Origin of the sequence: Brenneria corticis, from assembly GCF_003115855.1 — a bacterium.
Classification (GTDB): Bacteria; Pseudomonadota; Gammaproteobacteria; order Enterobacterales; family Enterobacteriaceae; genus Brenneria; species Brenneria corticis.
This window is the reverse complement of sequence record NZ_KZ819092.1, coordinates 62,067-79,799: the sequence shown is the minus strand read 5'-3', so window position 1 is coordinate 79,799 and position 17,733 is coordinate 62,067. Positions and strand designations below refer to the sequence as shown.

The 17,733-nt window shown below is 50.8% G+C and carries 12 protein-coding genes; 4 read left to right on the top strand and 8 right to left on the bottom strand.

The window, feature by feature from the left end:
* Nucleotides 1-4,915, bottom strand: a 4,915-nt coding sequence (locus tag DDT56_RS19950; RefSeq protein ID WP_136168139.1) for a retention module-containing protein, incomplete at its 3' end; no start/stop codon positions are given.
* Between the two features lie 381 nt (nt 4,916-5,296).
* On the opposite strand from DDT56_RS19950, the gene DDT56_RS19945 reads away from it, so the two are divergent.
* From DDT56_RS19945 to DDT56_RS19935, 3 genes are all read left to right on the top strand, one after another.
* On the top strand, nt 5,297-6,652 hold the full coding sequence (locus tag DDT56_RS19945; RefSeq protein ID WP_136168138.1) for a TolC family outer membrane protein: 1,356 nt from the start codon (nt 5,297-5,299) through the stop codon (nt 6,650-6,652).
* A 134-nt stretch (nt 6,653-6,786) separates the two neighbouring features.
* A complete protein-coding gene (locus tag DDT56_RS19940) occupies nt 6,787-8,973 on the top strand; it encodes a type I secretion system permease/ATPase (protein WP_136168137.1) in 2,187 nt (728 codons plus the stop codon).
* The gene (locus DDT56_RS19935) at nt 8,960-10,321 is read left to right on the top strand and encodes an HlyD family type I secretion periplasmic adaptor subunit (RefSeq protein WP_136168136.1); all 1,362 of its coding nucleotides are present in this window, start codon (nt 8,960-8,962) and stop codon (nt 10,319-10,321) included. Before DDT56_RS19940 ends, DDT56_RS19935 begins: the two co-directional genes overlap by 14 nt.
* Before the next feature lie 57 nt (nt 10,322-10,378).
* Here DDT56_RS19935 and DDT56_RS19930 read toward each other — a convergent pair whose 3' ends face one another.
* Both DDT56_RS19930 and pdeH read right to left on the bottom strand, forming a co-directional pair.
* Nucleotides 10,379-11,896, bottom strand: a complete 1,518-nt coding sequence (locus tag DDT56_RS19930; protein WP_136168135.1) for a sensor domain-containing protein — start codon at nt 11,894-11,896, stop codon at nt 10,379-10,381.
* Between the two features lie 789 nt (nt 11,897-12,685).
* Entirely contained in the window at nt 12,686-13,477 is a 792-nt protein-coding gene (gene pdeH, locus DDT56_RS19925; protein ID WP_136168134.1) for a cyclic-guanylate-specific phosphodiesterase, read from the bottom strand.
* A 364-nt stretch (nt 13,478-13,841) separates the two neighbouring features.
* Between pdeH and DDT56_RS19920 the strand changes: the two genes are divergently transcribed.
* Nucleotides 13,842-14,102 (top strand): YfhL family 4Fe-4S dicluster ferredoxin, encoded by a 261-nt coding sequence (locus DDT56_RS19920; protein ID WP_136168133.1) that lies wholly within the window; start codon nt 13,842-13,844, stop codon nt 14,100-14,102.
* Between the two features lie 3 nt (nt 14,103-14,105).
* On the opposite strand, the gene acpS is transcribed toward DDT56_RS19920, so the two are convergent.
* The 5 genes from acpS to rnc form a co-directional block, all read right to left on the bottom strand.
* On the bottom strand, nt 14,106-14,486 hold the full coding sequence (acpS, locus tag DDT56_RS19915; RefSeq protein ID WP_136168132.1) for a holo-ACP synthase: 381 nt from the start codon (nt 14,484-14,486) through the stop codon (nt 14,106-14,108).
* The gene (gene pdxJ / locus DDT56_RS19910) at nt 14,483-15,217 is read right to left on the bottom strand and encodes a pyridoxine 5'-phosphate synthase (protein WP_136168131.1); all 735 of its coding nucleotides are present in this window, start codon (nt 15,215-15,217) and stop codon (nt 14,483-14,485) included. The genes acpS and pdxJ overlap by 4 nt, the downstream gene beginning before the upstream one ends.
* Before the next feature lie 80 nt (nt 15,218-15,297).
* A complete protein-coding gene (gene recO / locus DDT56_RS19905) occupies nt 15,298-16,035 on the bottom strand; it encodes a DNA repair protein RecO (RefSeq protein WP_136168130.1) in 738 nt (245 codons plus the stop codon).
* Nucleotides 16,036-16,046: 11 nt separating this feature from the next.
* A complete protein-coding gene (era, locus tag DDT56_RS19900; RefSeq protein WP_136168129.1) occupies nt 16,047-16,952 on the bottom strand; it encodes a GTPase Era in 906 nt (301 codons plus the stop codon).
* On the bottom strand, nt 16,949-17,629 hold the full coding sequence (gene rnc, locus DDT56_RS19895; RefSeq protein ID WP_009111837.1) for a ribonuclease III: 681 nt from the start codon (nt 17,627-17,629) through the stop codon (nt 16,949-16,951). The genes era and rnc overlap by 4 nt, the downstream gene beginning before the upstream one ends.
* Between the last annotated feature and the right edge of the window lie 104 nt (nt 17,630-17,733).

The following is a 17,733-nucleotide window of genomic DNA, read 5'->3' as shown; positions in this document are numbered from 1 at the left end:
CATCGTCGCCCTGCGCCGGCACGCTATAGGCCACGCTCTGCTCGCCGGCCCGGATGGTAACCTGTTCACCGTTGCTTAGCGTCACCACCAGATCGTCGGCCAGCACCCGGTCTACCTTGACGGTAAAGACCACATCCTGTGCTTCGGTGACGTCGCCATTGCTATCGATTGTCACATTGACGGTGTCCACCGTATCGGTGACGGTTACTGTCGCGGTATCGCTGGTATCCAACTGTTCGAAGTTATGCTCGCCCGCGTTGGTTACGCTTAGGGTATAACTTTCACCATCTTGATAGACATCGTCACCCTGCACCACAAAGGCGCTCGAGGTACCCGTCGTTTCCCCAGCCGCAAAACTGATGGTCGCACCATTGCTTAGCGTTACCGTAAAGGCACGGTCAGTAGGATTACTTAGCGTGGCGCTAACGGTCGCGCTGTTGCTGCCCTCGGCAACGGTCACATCACCCAGCGTTAGTGTGGTGGTATCTACCGTGTCGGTGACGGTTACCGTTGCGGTGTCGCTGGTATCCAGTTGTTCGAAGTTATGCTCACCCGCGTTCGTTACGCTTAGGGTGTAGCTTTCACTGTCTTGATAGACATCGTCACCCTGCACGGCAAAGGCTGATGAGGTAGCGGTTGTTGACCCAGCGGCAAAAGTAATAGTCGCGCCATTACTTAGCGTTACCGTAAAGTCGCGATCGGTCGGGTTACTTAGCGTGGCGCTGACAGTGGCAGTGTCGCTACCTTCCGCTACCGTGATATCACCCAGCGTTAGCGTGGTGGTATCTACCGTGTCAGTAATATTTACCGTCGCATCGCCACCCAGTTGCAGATCTTCAAAGACCTTGCCAGCCACGCTGGCATCGGTAAGGCCCAGCGTTACGCTGCCCGCATCGACGTACACATCATCGCCCTGCGCCTGAACGGTATAGGCAGCACTTTGCTCACCCGCCTGGATAGTTACCGTGTCGCCATTGCTCAGGGTGACCACCAGGTCATCGTCCAGTACCCGGTCTACCTTGATGGTAAATACCGCGTCCTGCGCTTCCGTGACGTCGCCATTAGACTCAATGATGACATTGACCGTATCCACCGTATCGGTCACCGTCACTGTTGCCGTGTCACTGGTATCCAGTTGCTCGAAATTATGCTCACCCGCATCCGTTACACGGAGGGTATAGCTTTCGCCATCTTGATAGACATCGTCGCTCTGTACTGCAAAAGCACTCGAGGTCCCGGTTGTTGACCCGGCGGCAAAACTGATAGTCGCCCCATTACTTAATGTCACCGTAAAGTCGCGATCGGTCGGGTTACTTAGCGTGGCGCTAACGGTGGCGCTATCGCTGCCTTCGGCAACGGTCACATCACCCAGCGTTAGCGTGGTGGTATCGACCGTGTCAGTAATATTTACCGTCGCATCACCGCCCAATTGCAGATCTTCAAAGTTCTTGCCGGCCACATTGGCGTCGGTAAGGCCTAGCGTTACGCTGCCCGCATCGTTATAGACATCATCGCCCTGCGCCGGCACGCTATAAGCCACACTCTGCTCGCCGGCCTGGATTGTTACCGTGTCGCCATTGCTCAACGTTACCACCAGATCGTCGGCCAATACCCGGTCTACCTTGACGGTAAAGACCGCGTCCTGCGCTTCGGTGACGTCACCATTGCTATCGATTGTCACATTGACGGTGTCCACCGTATCGGTCACCGTCACTGTTGCCGTATCGCTGGTATCTAATTGCTCAAAGTTATGCTCACCCGCATCCGTTACACGGAGGGTATAGCTTTCGCCATCTTGATAGACATCGTCGCTCTGCACAGCAAAGGCGGATGAGGTAGCGATTGTCGCTCCGGCTGCAAAGGTGATGGTGGCGCCATTGCTTAACGTCACCGTAAAGTCGCGATCGGTCGGGTTACTTAGCGTGGCGCTAACGGTGGCGCTATCGCTGCCTTCGGCAACGGTCACATCACCCAGCGTTAGCGTGGTAACGTCCACCGTATCAGTGACGGTCACTGTTGCCGTATCGCTGGTATCCAGTTGCTCGAAATTATGTTCGCCCGCATCCGTTACACGAATGGTGTAGCTTTCGCCGTCTTGGTAAACATCATCCCCTTGCACCGCAAAGGTCGATGAAGTGCCAGTTGTCGCTCCGGCCGCAAAGGTAATGGTCGCGCCATTGCTTAGCGTCACCGTAAAGGCTCGGTCAGTAGGATTACTTAGCGTGGCGCTGACGGTGGCGCTATCGCTACCCTCGGCAACGGTCACATTGCCCAACGTTAGTGTGGTGGTATCGGTGGTGTCGCTAATCTGCACCGTAACTGGAGCACCCAGTTGTAAATCTTCAAAGGTTTTGCCAGCCACTTCCGCCTTGTCGAGACCCACGGTGACACTGCCCGCATCGGCGTACACATCGTCGCCCTGCGCCGGCACGGTATAAGCCACGCTCTGCTCACCCGCCTGAATAGTTACCGTGTCGCCATTGCTCAGGGTGACCACCAGATCATCGGCCAGTACCCGGTCCACCTTGATGGTAAACGCTGCATCCTGGGCTTCGGTCACATCGCCGTTGGACTCAATGGTGACATTGACCGTATCCACTGTATCGGTCACCGTCACCGTTGCCGTATCGCTGGTATCCAGTTGCTCGAAATTATGTTCGCCCGCATCCGTTACACGAATGGTGTAGCTTTCGCCGTCTTGGTAAACATCATCCCCTTGCACCGCAAAGGTCGATGAAGTGCCAGTTGTCGCTCCGGCCGCAAAGGTAATGGTCGCGCCATTGCTTAGCGTCACCGTAAAGGCTCGGTCAGTAGGATTACTTAGCGTGGCGCTGACGGTGGCGCTATCGCTACCTTCCGCCACGGTCACATCACCCAACGTTAGTGTGGTGGTATCGGTAGTGTCGCTGATCTGCACCGTAGCTGGAGCACCCAGTTGTAAATCTTCAAAGGTTTTGCCAGCCACTTCCGCCTTGTCGAGACCCACGGTGACACTGCCCGCATCGGCGTACACATCGTCGCCCTGCGCCGGCACGGTATAGGCCACGCTCTGCTCACCCGCCTGAATAGTTACCGTGTCGCCATTGCTCAGGGTGACCACCAGATCATCGGCCAGTACCCGGTCCACCTTGATGGTAAACGCTGCATCCTGGGCTTCGGTCACATCGCCGTTGGACTCAATGGTGACATTGACCATATCCACCGTATCGGTCACCGTCACCGTTGCCGTATCGCTGGTATCCAGTTGCTCGAAATTATGTTCGCCCGCATCCGTTACACGAATGGTGTAGCTTTCGCCGTCTTGATAAACATCGTCGCTCTGTACTACAAAAGCACTCGAGGTGCCGGTTGTTGACCCGGCGGCAAAAGTAATAGTGGCACCATTGCTTAACGTGACCGTAAAGGCACGATCAGTCGGGTTACTTAGTGTGGCGCTAACTGTGGCGCTGTCGCTGCCTTCCACTATCGTGATATCGCCCAGCGTCAGTGTGGTGGTATCTACCGTGTCAGTAATGTTGACCGTGGCCTCATTACTGATCAGTTGTTCAAAATTATGCTCGCCCGCATCGGTCACACGGAGGGTGTAGCTCTCCCCGTCCCGGTAAACATCATCCCCCTGCACTGCAAAGGCTGATGAAGTACCGGTTGTCGCCCCGGCGGCAAAGGTAATGGTGGCGCCATTACTTAGCGTTACCGTAAAAGCACGATCGGTAGGATTACTTAGCGTGGCGCTAACTGTAGCGCTATCGCTGCCTTCCGCTACCGTGATATCACCCAGCGTTAGCGTGGTGGTATCTATCGTATCGGTAATATTTACCGTGGCGTCACCGCCCAGTTGCAGATCTTCAAAAACCTTGCCGGCCACGCTGGCGTCGGTGAGGCCCAGCGTTACGCTGCCCGCATCGGCGTACACATCGTCGCCCTGCGCCGGCAGGCTATAGGCCGCGCTCTGCTCGCCGGCCTTGATGGTGACCTGCTCGCCGTTGCTCAGCGTTACCACCAGATCGTCGGCCAGCACCCGGTCCACTTTGACGGTAAATACCGCGCCCTGCGCTTCAGTGATATCGCCGTTGCTTTCAATGGTGACGTTAACAGTGTCAACGACATCGCCCACCGTGATGGTCGTGGTGCTGGAAGTATTCAGATTGTCGAAGTTGCCGCCCGCCGTCGGCCCGATACCGATAGTGATACTTTCGTCGCCCTGCATGTATTCATCATTAGCGCGCGTATCGATTTGTACCGAACCAGTACGTTGCCCGACCGGAATAATAATGGTTGAACCGTCGGTCAGAGTGATAGTCAACGGGGTTCCCGTCACCGGGCTGCCCACGGCGGCGCTGACTGTAAACGTTCCGCCTTCGGCCACGCGGGCATCAGAGCTCAGGATAACAGAGGTCGGATCGCCGTTATCCCCTACGGTGGTTGTCAAGCTCGATACGGACTCGTCAGCGCCTTGGCGCTCATCGACTGCATCTAACGCAACACCCAGTCCCTCCGTCGGGTAACCAGAGTTAGCCTCTACTATCTGCGCGGTGAGATCCAACACCACCGCCGTATGACCGCCGCCGCCGTCGCCAGCCTCACCCGTATCGCTATTGCCGGCAGCCGTGGGGTCCAATACTTGGGTCGGGTCTTCACCTTGGGCAATGGCGGATTGTAAGGAAGCGACCTCATCGTCCGCCGCGGCCCTGTCCTGAGAAGTCGCGTCAGCGACATCGCTCCAGCGAGCGTCGCGGCCTAAATCCAGCGTGCGGCCGTCAGGCAAGGTTATCGAAACCGCGCCATTGGCGCCGGTAACCACTTCTTCGCCACTGTAGATGCGTTCGCCTGCAACCAATAACCGCTGGCTGCCATCCAAAGCGATGACATAAACCTGACCAATAACGAATTTGATGATACCGATTACGCTATTCAAAATAGTTTCCTCTTGATATTTATAGTTATTTTTATACCATTGTAAATTTTGGTAATAGAATTACGACATCATCCTGACGGGTGGAGCTTGCTGTGTATCGTCCTGATAAATTATTGAGGCGTCACCGTAAATCAGTTTTCTTATGCGTCAATCTCTTGACTCGATGACCAATATAATAAAAAATTCAGAATATTCTTTCCAGAACTTTACTCATCTTGAGTAATTAAGATATTTCAGGAAGATTTCATTTTTCTGCATAAGAGTTAACTTATTGATATTAATGAATTTATTATTAAATTAGCTGGCAAATTATTAATATCACAATCTTTTACGGGAATAGGAATAATCACAAAATCAACATTTGTGAAGGAAAATAACACCATGTCCTCTAACAAATATAGATTCTCTACATTACTTTTCATTACGGTTTTTACTAATTACACTCACGCAGATACTATTCAGGATGCAATTAAACACTCGCTCAGCACCCATCCTGAAGTTAGCGCCTCAATTAATAGCCGTTTCTCTGCCGACCATGATTTACGTGCGGCCAAAGGGGGATATCTTCCTTCCGTAACGTTAAATGCCGGTATCGGTCGTGAAGAAACGGACAGCGTCTCGACGCGCGCCAGCGGCAATCACCGTGTCGAATTGAGTCGCGGTGAGTCCGGCATCAACGTAAGCCAGATGGTTTTTGACGGTTTTTCCACTTCCAGCGAGGTCGGACGGCAACGCGCCACGGTGAATTCCCGAGCCTATAAAGTGTTGAGCGCCAGCGAAACCACAGCATTGGATGCCGTGCAGGTTTACCTTGATGTGTTACAGCGCCAGGAATTTGTACGCCTCGCGGAAGCCAATCTTGCCAACCATGAACGTATCTACGATCAGATAAAGCTGCGTAGTGAGCAGGGCGTCGGGCGCCTTGCCGATCTGGAGCAGGCGGAAGCCCGTCTGGCTCAGGCCCGTAATAACGTACTGACGGAAAAAACCAATCTCGATGATGCCCGAACCAATTACTATAGCGTAGTCGGTAAGGAGCCGGATAATCTGGCTGTTCCGAACGATGCCACCATTACCCTACCCGTTTCGCTGGAAGAAGCGCGCCGTATCATGCTGGCGAATAATCCGACGTTAAAATCCGCCGAGTCCGACATTGACGCGACCACACAGCAGTACGAAGCGGCAAAATCCACCTTTTATCCACGGGTAAATATTGAGCTGGCGCGTACTATGGATAACAACGTCGATGGCGCTCGCGGTCACAACAACGAATGGCAGGCGATGTTGAGAATGCGCTACAATCTGTACGAAGGCGGCAGCGGTAAAGCCAATATGGAATCAAAGGCTTATCAAATCAAAGAGGCACAGGACATAAGAAATAACTCCCTGCGCCTGCTCAATGAAGAGCTGCGGCTGGCATGGTCTGCATTAAATAACGCCCGTCAGCAGTTGCCTATCGCCGCAGAATATGCGGACCGCAGCAGGCGAGTGCGCGCCGCTTACCAGAAACAGTTCAGCCTGGGTGAAAGAACGCTGCTGGACTTGCTGGATAGTGAAAATGAGCTATTTACCGCACAGCGCCGCCTGGAGGAAGTTCGATTTACTGCCCTGTTTAGCGGATATCGGATAAAATCACGCATGGGGGATTTATTAAATAGTTTATCAATCCCTGCGCCGACGGCTGGTAATAGTCTGACCAACGTGACGACTCACGCAGAATTACCCGCATTGAATTAATCTATCGGACTATCCGATACCGAGAAACCATGCTTGGTATATCGGCGGCGCCTCCGTTTCGCAGATAGGGGAAACCGCCTATTTACCTATTACCAGTTGCAGGGATTGCGTTGCGTAAGGAAAAATCCAGCTAAATGAAGTTGCACTCTGTTCACGATACCAACAACCCTGATGAATCGGTTGCCCCTGATCATAGCGATCCTCGCAGCCGTCATGACGATCCCTTGCTGGATAGTTTGCTGATACTTTGTTCTTTGCAGGGAAAATCGGTCAGTCGAGCAACGTTAACCGCCGGATTACCCCTTACCGACCAGCGTCTGTCGATGAAATTACTTCCCAGGTCCGCGGCTCGCGCCGGATTGCAAGGCAGGGTGCTTAAGCGCCCGCTGGATAAAATTGCGGCCATGTCGCTTCCGGCGATGTTGCTATTGCGTGAGGGAGGTGCGGCAATTTTACTGGGCTGGAATGCCGACGGCAGCGCCCGCATCATGCCCAGTGAAACGGAAGGCGGGGAAATTACCGTCGATCGCCATACATTGCAGCAGAACTATCTGGGGCTGGTGATGTTCGCCCAACCCCGCCATCAGTTTGATATCCAGTCCGACAACCTGATCCCCCGCACCAAATCCTGGTTCAAAGATACGCTCAAACTGTCGCGCTTTCTTTATATGGACGCGGTGCTCGCCAGCTTGCTGATTAATATCATCGCCCTGGCGACGCCGCTGTTTATTATGAATGTCTATGATCGGGTGGTTCCCAATCAGGCGACGGCAACCTTATGGGTGTTGGCGATTGGTATTACCGGGGCGTTTATCTTTGATTTGATATTGAAAACGCTGCGCGGCATTTGTCTTGATATCGCCGGCAAAAAAACCGATCTGATTATTTCAGCCACATTGTTTGAACGCATCACCGGCATGTCGATGAAAGCCCGTCCGGCGCGGGTGGGCAACTTTGCACAAAATATCCATGAGTTTCAATCACTCAGGGACTTTCTTTCTTCATTAACGCTGACAACCCTTATTGATTTTCCCTTCACATTATTGCTGCTGCTGGTTATCGGGATTATCGGCGGGCCGCTGGTCTGGGTTTCCATACTCGCCTACCCCATCGCTTTACTGGCCAGTTGGGCATTACAAAAACCGCTAACGGCAACCATTGAAAAAACCATGCATCTTGCCAGCGAGCGGCAGGCAACGCTGATCGAAACGCTGAGCAGTCTTGATGCGATAAAAGTCAACAACGCGGAAAGCGAACGACAATATCAGTGGGAACAAACCATTGGCAGCCTCAGCCGGCTGGAAATGCGCGCCAAGACGCTGTCATCGCTGGCGGTGAATCTGACTCAGTGGATCCAGCAATTCGCCGGCGTCGCCATGATTGTGGTCGGCGTATATCTGTTAATTAACGGCAAACTCAGCATGGGGGGATTGATCGCCTGCTATATGCTCAATGGCCGGGCGCTGATACCGCTGGGACAACTTTCCGGGCTGGTTACCCGTTACCAGCAAGCCCGTCTGACGATGGACACGACGGAACAAATGATGCAGCTGCCGCAGGAGCGTAGTGATAATGAACGCCCATTGAAGCGGGAAAGCATTCGCGGCGGCATCGAGTTTCGCGATGTGACGTTCAATTATCCCGAGCAGAAAAACAGCTCTCTGCAGGGGATCAATATCGCCATCGCGGCGGGTGAGAAAGTCGGTATTATCGGGCGCAGCGGCTCGGGTAAAAGTTCGTTGCAGAAACTGATCGTCAATCTCTACCAGGCCAATGCCGGTAATATTCTTATCGATGGCGTGGATGTACGTCAGTTGGATGTCAGCGATCTCCGGCACAATATCGGCTACGTCCCACAGGACATTCAGCTGTTCAGCGGGTCACTGCGCGATAATCTGATCAGCGGGGCCCGTTACGTTGAAGATGAAACTATGCTACAAGCCGCCGAAATAGCGGGCGTTAATGAATTTGCCCGCCTGCATCCGGATGGTTACAACCTGCAGGTTGGTGAACGCGGCCAGCAGCTATCCGGCGGTCAGCGCCAGGCGGTCGCACTAGCCAGAGCCCTGTTGCTCGATCCGCCGATTCTAATTTTTGACGAACCCACCAGCTCCATGGATAACACCAGCGAAGATCGGCTGAAAAATGCGTTGGCGCCCGTGGTCGCCAATAAGACGCTGTTGCTGGTGACGCACCGGGCGTCCATGCTGGCGCTGGTCGATCGTTTGGTTATTGTTGATAAAGGACGCATTATTGCCGATGGCCCGAAGGCCATCGTGATGGATGCTTTAAAGAAGGGACAGATCAATGCGTCTCGTTGAATATGCTACACGCATCAGGCGTTATTTTGTCGGACGCGACGACGACGACCTTCAGGCCATGCCCGCGGTCAGTAATGCCATGGTGGAAGACGCCCCCAGGGTCATCCGCGTCACGCTATGGAGCATCGGCGCCTTTTTGCTGTTTTTCATCCTATGGGCGGCATTTGCCAACGTAGACGAAGTCACCCGCGGCGACGGCAAAGCGATACCGTCCTCGCGGTTACAAAAGATTCAGAACCTCGAAGGCGGTATTGTCACCGAACTGTTTATCCATGAAGGCCAGGTGGTTCAGGCCGGCGATCCACTGCTGCGGCTTGACGATACCCGTTTTGCCTCCAACGTAGGGGAAACCGAAGCCGACCGGCTGGCTTTGATTTTGCGGATTGAGCGCCTGAATGCCGAGATTAACGATCGTGATTTAACATTATCGGCCAATATTGCCGAACTGTCGCCGGAAGTGGCCAACGGCGAGCGGGAGCTATATAACAGCCGACGTCAGCAATTCCACAATGAGATATCAGGGTTGGAAGAACAATTGATACAACGCCGGCAGGAGTTGCGGGATTTCTCAGCCAAACAGATCCAGTTCCGCAACAGCCTGAATCTGTTGCAGCAAGAAATCAGGATGTCTGAGCCACTTATCGCCGCAGGCGCCATTTCCAAAGTGGAAGTGCTGCGCCTGCGCCGCGCCGAAGTGGAAACCAAAGGTCAGCTTGACTCCGTCACGCTGTCTATTCCCCGAGCTGAATCGGCCATCAAAGAGATCGAGAACAAGATCCAGGAGACGAGAGGACGTTATAAAAGCGAGGCCTTGGCGCAGTTGAACGAAGCCCAGACTAACCTGAACAAAATCACCGCCACAGGTAAGGCGCTGGAAGACCGGGTCAATCGTACGCTGGTGGTTTCACCGGTACGCGGCATTGTGCAGCAAATTCTGGTTAATACCATTGGCGGCGTTATTCAGCCGGGAAGTGATTTAGTGGAGATTGTTCCGCTGGATGACAACCTGCTGGTCGAGACCAGAATCCGTCCTCAGGATATCGCTTTTCTCCATCCCGGTCAGGAAGCCATTATTAAATTCACCGCTTATGATTACACTATCTATGGCGGGCTGAAAGGCCAACTGGTGCAAATTAGCCCGGATACGGTGACGGATAAAGACGGCAATAGTTTTTATATTATCCGTTTGCGTACGGATAAAAACTATCTGGGAAGCGCTGAGAAACCGCTGCTTATTATTCCCGGCATGGTGGCATCGGTTGATATCATGACCGGCAAGAAAACGATCCTCAGCTACCTGTTAAAACCCATCATCCGCGCCCGGGCCGAAGCGCTGCGGGAAAGATAAATGGAAAACGCGCTTCCGCACGAAGCGCGATTTTATTTCACCCGGGCCATTATCGCGTTATTGATGGTTATTCGAATCATGATAAATTTGCGTCTGACTACGCCCCATCGCTTTTGCCTGATACATCGCGGAGTCAGCATTAATTGCCAGAGTCAGGGAATCGGTGCCGTGCTCCGGATACAGCGCGATGCCGATGCTACAGGATATATCAAGTTTTTTCCCTTCGATATCAAAGGGTTCATTTAAAGCATTATGAATCTTATCAGCAACATACAGCGTGTTGTCGACTTCCTTGATACCTTGTAACAAGATAATAAACTCATCGCCGCTGCGCCGATATACCGTATCGGAATCTCTTACCGCACTACGCATCCGCACCGCCGCCTCTTTTAATAACAAATCGCCGACCGCATGTCCGAAAGAATCATTTATCTGTTTAAATTTATCCAGATCGAGGAACATCAGCGCAATCTTTCTACCGGTTTGCTTGGACAACAATATCGCCTGCTCCATTTGCTCCGCAAACGTTAAACCGTTCGCCAGCGACGTCAATGAATCATAATGCGCCAACTGGCGGTAGTGCTCTTCGCTGCGGCGCAGCAAATCAATAGCCCGGTATCGTTCAATGGCGATAGAGATTAGCTGAGCTGATTTTTCAATAGAAAAAATTTCTTCATCATTAGGAACATATACTTTTCGGTGATAAACGCTTAGCACGCCTAATACCTCTTTGTTCTGTCCATAAATAGGTTCAGACCAGCATGAGCGCAAACCTGCGTATAAAGCCAGGCCCTTATAGAGAGACCAGTCGGGATGAGTAGAGATGTCATCCGCTATTACGCGTTTTCCAGTATAAGCCGCTGTTCCAAAAGAGGCGACGCCATCGGCAATCTTGACGTTATGAATCGCGTTTTTATAGAAACCCGGCAAACTGGGGGCCGACCCTAACGTCAGGCATTTCTTATCTTTATCAACCAGCAATACCGAACATACAATACGGCCTGGATTTTTTTCTTCCACGCTAAAGATAATCGCATCGAGAATATCTTTTAACGGCGCACCGCTTGATAAAAGCTCTAATGCCCGATTATAGGAGTTATCATGATGCTCTTGTGTTTTTCTCTCGGTGATATCAAGCTTAACGCCAACGTATTGAGTTGAATTGTTTGCTTTATTGTATATTTTAACGATATTGGCCTTTTCCCAATACAACTGTCCATCTTTTCGGCGGTTAACAAACTCGCCGCTCCAAATATCGCCTTTATTTATGGTTGACCAAAGATCCTCATAGACAGCCGCATTAGTCATACCTGATTTTAATATATTCGTTTTTTTACCAATAATTTCGTCCAGCATATAGCCGGACATGGTAATAAATTGCCGATTAACGTAAACGATTTCACAATTTTCATCCGCAATCATAATAGAAGCAGGACTATATTCCGCCGCAAAGAAAATCATGTTTAGAAAATCTTGTTTTTTCTGCTCAGAGTTAAACTTTTGTTTTATTTTTCTATTCTTTACAGAAGAAAAAAATATAACTAGTAATAATATGGTTATTATAATTTCATACACAATAACACTCTCCTCAGGCCCGAGCGGTCCTGATCGTACTAATCACAGCACTGATGGCGAAAAATCCCGGTAACAGATCCCTATCCCGTCGATTTTCAGGATTGACACATTTCCGGAGAGCAGAAAGGATGAAAGAGAAATTGCTCCAGACAGCTGGAAAATTCAGAAACATAGAAGCATCAACATAAAACCCTCGCCTATCATTGTGTGTAAATAACAATAAAAACATCAAAAAAGCGTTTTAATTTTATATTAGTAATTGTTTGCATTATAAGTTCCGCTAATGGAATTAAAAAAATTTCACGGAGCACATGTTGATATATTTTGAACATCAATTTTTTGTAAGCAAATCAATTATACCAATAAATATCATCGTTTTAATCAAAAAAACCTATCGTAAAACGATTTTCGATCGTCAGTAACAAACATTGATTATTTTATTCTTAATAATCAGATAATTAAATATAAAACAACCTTATCTGACAGGTTAACCGCATGGCGGCTAAAAAATCCATAAAAAAATATCACCGCGCCCATTAACAATATAAAAATCCAAATTTAACAAAATAATAGGAATAAAAAAACAATATTTACTCAATTAACAAACCGATATATTGCTTTAAGCAATATCGATGGTTTAATCATGATGCATCCGATTTTGTTGGCATGAGAGAACATTAGCCGCTGTAATAGAGTTCAGGAGAGGTGCGGGAAGGGGGGAAGTGATTGGGAATAGCAGATATTATAAAGTTATTATTAAATACTCCAGAATAGAATAAAAACTCTCCACTAAAGTTCTGTGCTTAGCGTATCAAAGTGATCAAACGATTGCGGACGCGAAAGATAGTAACCCTGGGCAGCGTCCGCATGGGATGCTTTGACAATCGCCCACTCTTCCTTGGTTTCAATGCCTTCGATAACCACATAGTTGCAAAAACGGGCGAGCAAGTCGATCAGCGTAGGGAAAACCTCACGTCCTTCCCCGCTTTGCTGTAACAGAATAAACAGTTCGCGGGCGACTTTAATACAGTCATATTGCGCCAACATTAATGATGAAAAGTTCGCCATGCCGCAGCCAAAATCATCCAACCACAACGTTTGAGCTTCAGGAAGCCTGGTTAAGGTCTCTTTCGGCAATCCTCCCTGATTTTCCACCATCTCGAAACGAATCCAGGGCATCGCTGCGATGAGTCTTTTCGCTTCACCGCTCTGCTGTAAAGCCAGTAGCGTCGAACCGTCAATGTTGACCGATGCCAGCAGTTCGTCACGGATAAAGCGCTGATGCCAATGCGATAAAAGTTGCAGCTGTTCTATAATAATTTGCAGACGCGCTTCAACGTTGATGCTGGCGAAATATTTTTCAGGAGAAATAAAATTTTGTGGCAAGGAAGGAGCAAAAACCGAGGTTAACAATTCAATAGCCATCAGCTTACCGGATGTTCGGTAAATTGGCTGAAATGTGTACCGCCGTTGGCAATGATGCCAATAATCAGGATCCGCTAGTTCAGCATTCTCCTGCAGGGGACACAATAGCCCAAACTGATTAAAATTCCCTTCCTGTTGCACTATGAGATCCGCCATTAGACTGACACTATTAGTTAGAAAAATCACATCATACAGAGGCATATATCGTTATCGACTCGCCGAAAACAAACTTTATCTGCGCTACCAATAACCCCTATGCTCACAATCCTGCGAGCATAGGGGCAGAGAGGCGATAATCAACTTAATTTAACTTATAAATCAGCAGATTAAAACCTGAGAGTCACAGTCATATTGGCTGATTTTCATAGTCTAAAGGATAAATCCAGAACCAATTTAACGAACAGATGGTCATTTTACCCTGTAACTTCACTATCTGTTTGTTCATCAACGACGGCTGAAGGTGTTTAAACCGCCTGCAGCAGGTATAATCTGCGCCCTGTTTGTAAAGTAGAAGATCATCATGGCGTTACTCATCACTCACAAATGTATCAATTGCGATATGTGTGAACCCGAATGTCCTAACCAGGCCATCTCAATGGGGCTTGACATCTACGAAATCGATGCCAGCCGCTGTACCGAATGTGTCGGGCATTACGACGCTCCCACCTGTCAGAAAGTGTGTCCGATCGACAACACCATCATCAAAGATCCTGCTCACCGGGAAGAAACCGAGCAACTGTGGGAAAAATACGTACTAATGCACCACAGTGACCGACTGTAAGCCTTAATCTTCGATAATCACCGTGGCGCAAGCGTAATGCCGCTCATCAGCCAAGGTAACGTGCACGCGCTTTACCCCCAGATGAGCAGCCAATTCGGCAGCACTGGCGAAAAAACGCAGGCAGGGTTTCCCTAATTCGTCGTTAAATACTTCAAACTGAGCAAAGGCCAGTCCATTACGAATGCCGGTGCCAAAGGCTTTCGCCGCCGCTTCCTTAACGGCGAAACGTTTGGCCAGAAAACGCACCGGCTGCTGGTGCCGCTGATATTGCAGCCACTCATTCTCGGTCAGGATGCGGCGGGCCAGACGCTCGCCTGAACGCTCAATAACCGATGCAATACGGGCAATCTCGACGATATCCGTCCCCAGCCCAAGAATGCTCATTGGCGGCGGGCTTCCCGCATCAGCGACTTCATTTCAGCCACTGCGGCGCTCAATCCGCTCATCACCGCCCGTCCGATAATGGAATGGCCGATATTCAACTCGTGCATTTCCGGCAAAGCGGCAATAGCCTGCACGTTATGATACGTCAGACCGTGGCCGGCATTCACTTTCAATCCTTTTCCCGCCGCATAGGCGGCGGCCTCGCGGATACGCTCAAATTCATACTGCCGGGCCTGCTCGTCAACGGCATCGGCATAGGCGCCGGTATGGATTTCAATGTAGGGGGCGCCGCTGGTAATCGCGGCATCGATTTGCCGTTTATCGGCATCAATAAACAGAGAAACCTGGACCCCCGAGCGGCTTAATCTGGCCACCGCATGGTTCATTTTTTCCTGCTGGCCGGCAACATCCAGTCCGCCTTCGGTCGTCACCTCCTGACGTTTTTCTGGTACCAGGCAGCAAAAATGCGGCTTCAGTTCACAGGCGATGTTCACCATTTCTTCAGTCACCGCCATTTCCAGATTCATCCGGGTTTGAATGGTCTGGCGCAGGATACGGACATCGCGATCGGTGATATGGCGTCGGTCTTCACGCAGGTGGACGGTAATCCCATCGGCTCCCGCCTGTTCAGACAAAAACGCGGCCTGCACAGGATCCGGGTAGGCCGTACCGCGGGCATTACGCAGGGTGGCGATATGATCGATATTAACGCCCAACAACAACCCAGACATGGTAAATCCTCGATAAATTAATACGTAATACGAGGCAGTTTACACCGATGTGCCTATTCCCGGGTACAGGAGAAACGGGATTATTTATCGGAAGACGGTTTTTTCGGAAAATTGAACATAGGGACAAACTGGCGAAACAGTTCGCGACTTTTCAGCGGCTTACTACCGAGATAGGGCTTTAACGCCATGCGAGTAAAGCGTTTGGCGGCGCGCAACGTCGCCGAATCAGGAAATTCCCGCGCTGCCAGCGCACGCAGCTCATAGCCGGTAAAGCTATAGTTATCGACAATCAGACTGGCGATAAACCCTTTCTCTTCACGGTAGCGATAGGTCATGGTATCGGCTACCGGCTCGCCGCTCCCCGCACAGTGCAGAAAATCCACGCCATACCCCAGGTTTCCCAGCAAGGCGAGTTCAAAACGGCGCAATGCCGGCTCAGGGGCGGCATTCTGAGAGGCTAGCTGTTGCAGGCAATTGAGATAATCAAAGAAAAGCGCGGAATAATTGGTTTCGTGTTCCAGAACGCGCACCAGCAGTTCATTCACATATAAACCGCTATACAGCATGATGCCGCTAAGAGGAAGCGCCAATGACACCGGTTCGGCATTGCGCAAGGTTTTCATTTCGCCCCGCCCGCTCCAGCGAACCAGCAGAGGGGTGAAGGGCTGCAAACAGCCTTTCAGGCTGGAACGTCGGGCCCGGGCGCCTTTTGCCAGAACCCGAACCCGGCCATCATTTTCGCTGAACAAATCCAGCAATAAGCTGGTTTCGCTATAAGGTCGCCCATGCAAGACAAATGCGCGCTGCCAGCCTTCCATCGGCGTGAGCCTTACAGGTCTTCACTGTAACCCAGGCTGCGCAGGGCACGTTCGTCGTCTGCCCAGCCTGATTTTACTTTTACCCATAATTCGAGGTGAACTTTGGCTTCAAACATCTCTTCCATATCATGACGGGCCTCGGTGCCAATGGTTTTGATCTTGCTGCCTTTATTGCCGATCACCATTTTTTTCTGACCTTCGCGCTCAACCAGAATCAAGCCGTTGATGTCATAGCCGCCCCGTTCATTGGTCACGAAGCGTTCAATTTCCACCGTCACCGAATACGGCAGTTCTTCCCCCAGAAAGCGCATCAGCTTTTCACGGATAATTTCTGAAGCCATAAAGCGCTGAGAACGATCGGTGATGTAATCTTCCGGGAAGTGATGGGTCGCCTGCGGTAAATGCTTACGCACAATGCTGGCGATGGTATCGACGTTGGTGCCCTTTTCCGCGGAAATCGGCACCACATCCAGGAAGTTCATTTGCTGGCTGATGAACTGAATATGCGGCAACAGCTTGGTTTTATCCGTGACGTTATCCACTTTATTGATCGCCAGCAGGACAGGATGTTTCTGGTCGCGCAGCTTGTTCAGCACCATTTCATCGTCATCGTTCCAGTGCGTACCCTCGACGACAAAGATAATCAATTCCACATCCCCGATGGAGCTGCTGGCGGCACGGTTCATCAGGCGATTGATGGCCCGTTTTTCCTCGATATGCAACCCGGGAGTATCCACGTAGATAGCCTGATACGGCCCTTCGGTATGAATACCCATAATGCGGTGGCGCGTTGTCTGGGGTTTACGCGAGGTAATGGAAATCTTCTGCCCCAGCAGCTGATTCAATAATGTGGATTTACCAACGTTAGGCCGGCCGACAATCGCGACAAAACCGCAGTATGTCTGTTCTTCACTCATTCAAGCTCCAGTTTTTTCAACGCTTGTTCCGCCGCGGCCTGCTCGGCCTTCCGGCGGCTCGAACCGGTGCCAATGACCGATTCACTAAACCCACTGACCTGACAGTGAATGGTAAACTCCTGATCGTGCGCTTCGCCACGCACCTGAACCACCAGATAGGTCGGCAGCGGTAAATGACGCCCCTGCAAAAACTCCTGCAACCGCGTTTTCGGATCTTTTTGCTTATCGCCAGGGCTGATTTCATCCAGTCGGCTTTGATACCAATTCAGGATCAAACGCTCAATGGTCTGAATATCGCTATCGAGAAAAATACCGCCGATCAGCGCTTCTACCGTGTCGGCCAGGATGGATTCACGCCGGAAACCTCCGCTCTTCAACTCACCCGGCCCCAAACGCAGGCACTCTCCCAACTCGAATTCACGCGCAATTTCCGCCAGGGTATTACCGCGCACCAGCGTCGCGCGCATCCGGCTCATATCTCCTTCATCCACCTTGGGAAAACGATGATACAGCGCGTTGGCGATAACAAAACTCAGAATGGAATCGCCCAGAAATTCGAGTCGTTCGTTGTGCTTACTGCTGGCACTCCGATGTGTCAGGGCCTGTAACAAAAGTTCGTACTGCTGAAAAGTATAGCCCAGCTTTCTTTGTAAACGGTTTATTAGGATGGGATTCATGTGTTACCAATAGAGATCAACAATGCGTCAAAAACAACAGCACACGGAACAGCCCTGATTGGTTAATCATCAGCCAAAGCTGTTTCGTTTGCATTGGCTCCCGA